Here is a 6,000-nt window from a genome sequence, read left to right on the forward strand (position 1 = left end):
ACCCTCTGCCATGAACCCCGACAGTCGAAGTTCCTCTTCGACCGCATTCACGATCCGGACAGCCTCTCCTTCCACGTGATCCGTCGGAGGGCGGCACCGGAGCGCATATCCGGAGCCTGCCCATGCTGCACCTGTTCAGCAACACCAACGGCCAGCTCGTATCCGCCAGCGGCGACGTCGTGTCGAACGAAGCGCTGTGGATCGATCTCGTTTCGCCCGAGCCGACCGAAGTCGCGCGGGTCGAAGCGCTTCTCGATATCGAACTGCCGACCCGCGCCGAAATGGAGGAGATCGAGCTTTCCGCCCGCCTCTACACGGAAGCCGGTGCGGAGTTCATGACGCTGACCGCACTCGCGCGCCTCGACACCGAGGAGCCGATCAAGACGCCGGTGACATTCATCCTGAAGAACCGCTCGCTCGTCACGCTGCGCTATGCCGAAGCGAAACCCTTCGCCGCCTATTCCATGCGCGCCCAGCGCCCGAGTGCCGCGCCTTGCGCCAGCGGCGAGGAGATCATGCTCGGCATCATCGAGGCGATGATCGACCGCACGGCGGATGCGCTCGAGCGCGTCGGCAACGAGATCGATGGCATCTCGCACGAGATTTTCGGCCGCAACGGCAAGCGGAACGGCCATGTGAAGGCCGACAAGAAGACGCGCGATCTGCAATCCCTGCTCGACCGCATCGGCGACAAGACGGAGTTGCTGACGATGATCCAGGAAAGCCTGATCAGCGTGTCGCGCCTCGTCGCCTATCATGCGGCGCTCGACCGCCGTGGTCAGAAGGTCGGCAAGGAAAGCCGGTCGGTGGCGAAGCTGATCCAGCGCGACGCGTCTTCGCTCGCCGATCATGCCCGCGCGCTCACCGCGCGCCTGAATTTCATGCTGGATGCCACGCTCGGCATGATCAACCTCGAGCAGAACCAGATCATCAAGATCTTCTCGGTCGCGTCCGTCGCCTTCCTGCCGCCGACGCTGGTGGCGTCGATCTACGGCATGAACTTCCAGATGATGCCGGAACTCAACTGGGAATTCGGCTATCCACTGGCGATCGGCGTGATGGTGATGTCGGCGGTGGTGCCGTATCTTTATTTCAAGCGGCGCGGCTGGTTGTAAGGGGGCAGGCTGACGTTTCCGCCTCACGATCTCCTCCGCGAACTGCCGAGGCTTCAAACCCGCCGAAACAAGTCCGGATAATCCAACACCAGCCCGTCCCCATCCACCGGCAGTTCTGCAGTGAAGCTCCGGTTCGCCGCCTCGTAGCGATAAAGCCCGCCTCTCAGGCAGGTGTAGCGCTGACCATCGCGAACCGGCCTGAAGCTGTCGAACGGCACGTAGAGCATTTCGAGCGCGACCGTGCCTTGGTCGGGCGACAGGTTCAGCCTGCGGATCGGCAGCGTGTTGGTGAAGGGCGTGCCGGCGAGGTCGATGTCGAGGCAGCCGTCGAAAAGGGGAAGAGGGGCACCTTCCGCATCGAGCCATCGCCCCGGCTCGGGCGAGGAGAGGGCGAGCATCACGCCATCGGTCGTGGCAACACTGAACCCGGTGACCTGCCAGCGAAGATCACAGCGGATGCGATACAAGACCCCGTAAGGCGCGCTGCCACGATCGCCGATGACGGCGCTGCGGATTTCGATGTCATCCCTGAAAGGCTCGACGGTGCAATGTTCGAGCCCCTGGCCGTCCGCCGGTTCCCAGCGGACGGTGCGTGTCGTGCCGAGCGGCTGAAACACCGATCCCAGCCGCCCGATACTTAGAGGGTCTTGCCGAAAGCCACGGCCGTGTCGGCCATGCGGTTCGAGAAGCCCCACTCATTGTCGTACCAGGACAGGACCGACACGAAATTGCCGTCCATCACCTTGGTCTGGTCAAGGGCAGCCGTGGAGGAATGCGGGTCGTGGTTGAAGTCGATCGACACGTTGGGATGACGGGTCACCGCGAGCACGCCCTTGAGCTTGCCTTCGGACGCCGCGACCAGCGCATTGTTGATCTCTTCCACCGTGGTGTCGCGCTTGGCGATGAACTTGAAGTCCACCACGGAGACGTTCGGGGTCGGCACGCGGATCGAGATGCCGTCGAGCTTGCCCTTGAGGTCGGGGAGCACGAGGCCGATGGCTTTCGCCGCACCGGTCGAGGTCGGGATCTGGCTGAGCGCTGCCGCACGGGCGCGGTAGAGGTCCTTGTGCATCGTGTCCAGCGTCGGCTGATCACCCGTATAGGAGTGGATCGTGGTCATCATGCCCTTCTCGATGCCGACCGTCTCATGCAGCACGGCGGCGAGCGGGGCGAGGCAGTTGGTGGTGCACGATGCGTTCGAGATCACCTGATGCTCGGCCGTCAGCTTGTCGTGGTTGATGCCGTAGACCACGGTCAGGTCGGCGCCATCGGCGGGAGCCGACACGATCACGCGCTTGGCGCCGGCGGTCAGATGGGCCGCGGCCTTGTCGCGGGCGGTGAAGATGCCCGTGCATTCGAGCGCGATATCGACGCCGAGATCCTTCCACGGCAGCTGCGACGGGTCCTTGATCGCGGTGACCTTGAAGGACTGGTCGCCGATCGCGATCGAGTCACCCGACACGGAAACCTCGTGCGGGAACTTGCCGTGCACGCTGTCGAAGCGCAGCAGGTGGGCGTTGGTCTCGACGGGGCCCAGATCGTTGACGGCAACGACCTCGATATCCTTGCGGCCCGATTCATAGATGGCGCGAACGATGTTGCGCCCGATGCGGCCGAAGCCGTTGATGGCAACCCTGACGGTCATGGTCATTTCCTCACTGACGATGTTGGGCTCAAAGCGTGAAACCGTGGAACGTCGGACGCCCCACGGCATGAAGTCTCACGGATGCGGACGCGCCGGCTCGCTGTCGGGGATCTGGCGCGCATCCTCGCCCTGCGGCACGCCGTTCTTGACGCGCTCGCGGGCGGCATCGGCCACGGCTTCCGCCGTGATGCCGAAATATTTGTAGAGCTCTTCGGCCGGCGCCGAGGCGCCGAAGCCCGTCATGCCGATGAAGGCGCCGTCCGATCCGATGAAGCGGTCCCAGCCGAGACGGATCGCGGCTTCCACGCCGACGCGGACCGGTGCATTGCCCAGCACGCTTTCGCGGTAAGCCTTGTCCTGTTCCTCGAAGAGCTCGAAGCAGGGCACGGACACGACGCGGGTCGGGGTGCCTTCGCCCTCGAGGATCTTCTTGGCGTCGAGCGCGATCTCGACCTCGGAGCCCGATGCGAAGATCGAAACCTTGGCTTCGCCGCCTTCGGCCGCCGCCAGCTCGTAGGCGCCGCGCGCGGTCAGGTTCTCGTCCGTGTATTCCAAACGCACGGCACGCAGGTTCTGGCGCGTGAGAACCAGCGTCGAAGGCGTCTTGGTGCTTTCGATGGCCTTCTGCCAGCTTTCGGCCGCTTCGGTCGCGTCCGCCGGGCGGAACACATAGTGGTTGGGGATCGCACGAACGGCCGCCAAGTGCTCCACCGGCTGGTGGGTCGGGCCGTCTTCGCCGAGACCGATCGAATCGTGGGTCATCACGAAGAGCGAGCGGAGGCCCATCAGGGACGCCAGACGCATCGCGGGGCGGGCATAATCGGAGAAGCAGAAGAAGGTGCCGCCATAGGCGATCACGCCGCCATGCAGCGTCAAGCCGTTGAGAGCCGCGCCCATGCCGAACTCGCGAATGCCGAAATGGACGTAGCGGCCGCCATATTCGCCCGGCTTGATCGAGTGCAACTGGCTCGTCTTGGTGTTGTTGGACGGCGTCAGGTCGGCCGAGCCGCCAATGGTCTCGGGCAGGAAGCCGTTGATGACTTCGAGCGCCATTTCCGACGACTTGCGGGTCGCGACCTTGGGCTTGTCGGCCGCGAGCTTGCGCTTGTAGTCGGCGATGGTCTTGCTGAAATCGGGCAGAAGCTCGCCGCGCATGCGGCGGTCGAACTCCGCGCGCTTGTCGGACTGAGTGCCTTCCCACTTCTCGCGAACAGAGGCGCCGCGCACCCCGGCCTCGCGCCATGCGTCGAGAATGTCGGAGGGGATTTCGAAAGGCGGGTAGCTCCAGTTGAGCTTTTCGCGGGCGCCGGCGATCTCTTCCTTGCCGAGCGCCGAGCCATGCACCGCCTTGGTGCCGGCCTTGGTCGGCGCGCCGAAGCCGATGATGGTCTTGGCGGCGATCAGCGTCGGACGGTCGGACGCCTTGGCTTCCTCGATGGCGCGGCCGATGGCTTCCGGGTCATGGCCGTCGATGCGGATCGTGTGCCAGCCCGAGGCCGCGAAGCGGGCGCACTGGTCGGTCGAGTCCGACAGGTTCACCGCGCCGTCGATGGAGATGCTGTTGTCGTCCCAGAACACGATCAGCTTGTTGAGCTTGAGGTGACCGGCAAGCGAGATGGCTTCCTGGCTGACGCCTTCCATCAGGCAGCCGTCGCCCGCGATCACGTAGGTATGGTGATCGACCAGCGCATCGCCGAACTCGGCGTTCAGGTGACGCTCGGCGAGCGCGAAGCCGACCGAATTGGCGAGACCCTGGCCGAGCGGGCCGGTGGTCGTCTCGATGCCGGGCGCGAAGCCGTATTCGGGGTGGCCGGCCGTGCGCGAGCCCAGCTGGCGGAAGTTCTCGATCTCCTCGATCGTCATGTCCGGATAGCCGGTGAGATAGAGAAGCGAATAAAGCAGCATCGAGCCGTGGCCGGCCGACAGGATGAAGCGGTCGCGATCGGCCCAGGTCGGGTTCGCCGCGTCGAATTTCAGATATTTGGTGAAGAGCACGGTCGCCACGTCTGCCATGCCCATCGGCAGGCCCGGATGACCGGAATTGGCCTTTTCGACCGCATCCATGGAAAGGAAGCGAATGGCGTTCGCCATCCGGTCGTGCTGTTCACGCGAAGCCATCGTCGCTGTCTCCAGTCTATCCGGCACAAGCTCTGTGCCCCGTTCCAAGCGCGGGGAGACATAACAGTTGCCAATGACCTGTCAACAAAGGAGACGGAGTTTGTTAATCGATTTAATTTGAGGGCAAGCAGGGTGCGCAGCGATCCGGGCGCGCTCTGTCGGGGCCGGCCGGATCGCGCAAAGAAGGGGGATGACGGGCGCTCCTTTGTTGACGCGGGCTTCATCCAGCGCCTAATCATTCAGGTGCAAGGTGCTCATTTCATGGGGCGCGAATCGGCTGGAGAGCCTGTTGGACGCAAGGTCTTCTGAAAGCGAACTCGGGTCTTCTCCGGCTGTGACCCTGCCGGAAGCCGTGGCGCGACTGGCGCGGGCGCTCGACGCGCTCGAAGCGGCCGCGGGCGCGCGGCTCGAGCGCGACGCGGACTATGGCGAGGCGGATGCCGAACTGCAGCGCATGAATGCCGACCGTTCGCGGCTCGCGCAGGAACTCGACGGTTCGGAAGCGCGCGCAGAGCGTTTGGCGGAGGCCAACAAGGAAGTGTCGCGCCGTCTGGTGACCGCCATGGAAACCATCCGCGCCGTTCTGGACCGCTGAAGGACAAGACGATGCCCCAGGTCACGGTCACCATCGACGGCAAGCAGTATCGCATGGCCTGCGACGAAGGGCAGGAGCAGCACCTGATCGGGCTCGCAAGCCGGTTCGACCGCTACGTCTCGCATCTCAAGGAGTCGTTCGGCGAGATCGGCGACAGCCGGCTCACCGTGATGGCCGGCATCATGATCATGGACGAGATGGCCGAATTGCAGAACCGCGTGCAACGGCTCGAGGAAGAGGTCGAGGCCTCACGCGAAGAGCGCGACCACGCGCTTCGCCGCAATACGCAGGAAGATGCCGCCGTGGGCGATGCACTCGTGGTGCTCGCCGAGCGCATGGAACATCTTGCTCAGCGCCTGGGTTCGTCGGCCTGATCTTCTACGGTCTTCCTATCTGCAAACAAACAAAGGGCGGGCTGCAAATGCGGCCCGCCCTTTGTTTGTCTCGGTGATACGCAGAGATAACGCGTACGCAGTCTATGTGCAGTCTATGTTCAGCGGCTCTGGGCGCCGAAGGTGTCGCCTTGG

At 64.2% G+C, this 6,000-nt stretch carries 6 protein-coding genes; 3 read left to right on the forward strand and 3 right to left on the reverse strand.

Annotation, left to right across the window (positions count from 1 at the left end):
• The first annotated feature begins 122 nt into the window (after nucleotides 1–122).
• On the forward strand, nucleotides 123–1,115 hold the full coding sequence (gene corA / locus NGM99_RS16315; protein WP_252820771.1) for a magnesium/cobalt transporter CorA: 993 nt from the start codon (nucleotides 123–125) through the stop codon (nucleotides 1,113–1,115).
• Nucleotides 1,116–1,168: 53 nt separating this feature from the next.
• On the opposite strand, the gene NGM99_RS16320 is transcribed toward corA, so the two are convergent.
• From NGM99_RS16320 to tkt, 3 genes are all read right to left on the reverse strand, one after another.
• Nucleotides 1,169–1,732 carry a putative glycolipid-binding domain-containing protein gene (locus tag NGM99_RS16320; protein WP_252820773.1) on the reverse strand — a complete coding sequence of 188 codons (564 nt, stop codon included), beginning with the start codon at nucleotides 1,730–1,732 and terminating at the stop codon, nucleotides 1,169–1,171.
• A 20-nt stretch (nucleotides 1,733–1,752) separates the two neighbouring features.
• Nucleotides 1,753–2,760, reverse strand: coding sequence for a type I glyceraldehyde-3-phosphate dehydrogenase (gap, locus tag NGM99_RS16325; RefSeq protein WP_252820775.1), 1,008 nt, complete (start codon nucleotides 2,758–2,760; stop codon nucleotides 1,753–1,755).
• Between the two features lie 75 nt (nucleotides 2,761–2,835).
• Nucleotides 2,836–4,878, reverse strand: coding sequence for a transketolase (tkt, locus tag NGM99_RS16330; protein ID WP_252820778.1), 2,043 nt, complete (start codon nucleotides 4,876–4,878; stop codon nucleotides 2,836–2,838).
• A gap of 289 nt (nucleotides 4,879–5,167) precedes the next feature.
• Here tkt and NGM99_RS16335 point away from each other — a divergent pair, with 289 nt between their 5' ends.
• Entirely contained in the window at nucleotides 5,168–5,473 is a 306-nt protein-coding gene (locus NGM99_RS16335) for a DUF4164 domain-containing protein (RefSeq protein ID WP_435371441.1), read from the forward strand.
• A gap of 11 nt (nucleotides 5,474–5,484) precedes the next feature.
• Entirely contained in the window at nucleotides 5,485–5,847 is a 363-nt protein-coding gene (locus tag NGM99_RS16340; RefSeq protein WP_252820780.1) for a cell division protein ZapA, read from the forward strand.
• The last annotated feature ends 153 nt before the right edge of the window (nucleotides 5,848–6,000 follow it).

The organism is Mesorhizobium liriopis, assembly GCF_024053505.1.
GTDB classification, from domain to species: domain Bacteria; phylum Pseudomonadota; class Alphaproteobacteria; order Rhizobiales; family Rhizobiaceae; genus Mesorhizobium_B; species Mesorhizobium_B liriopis.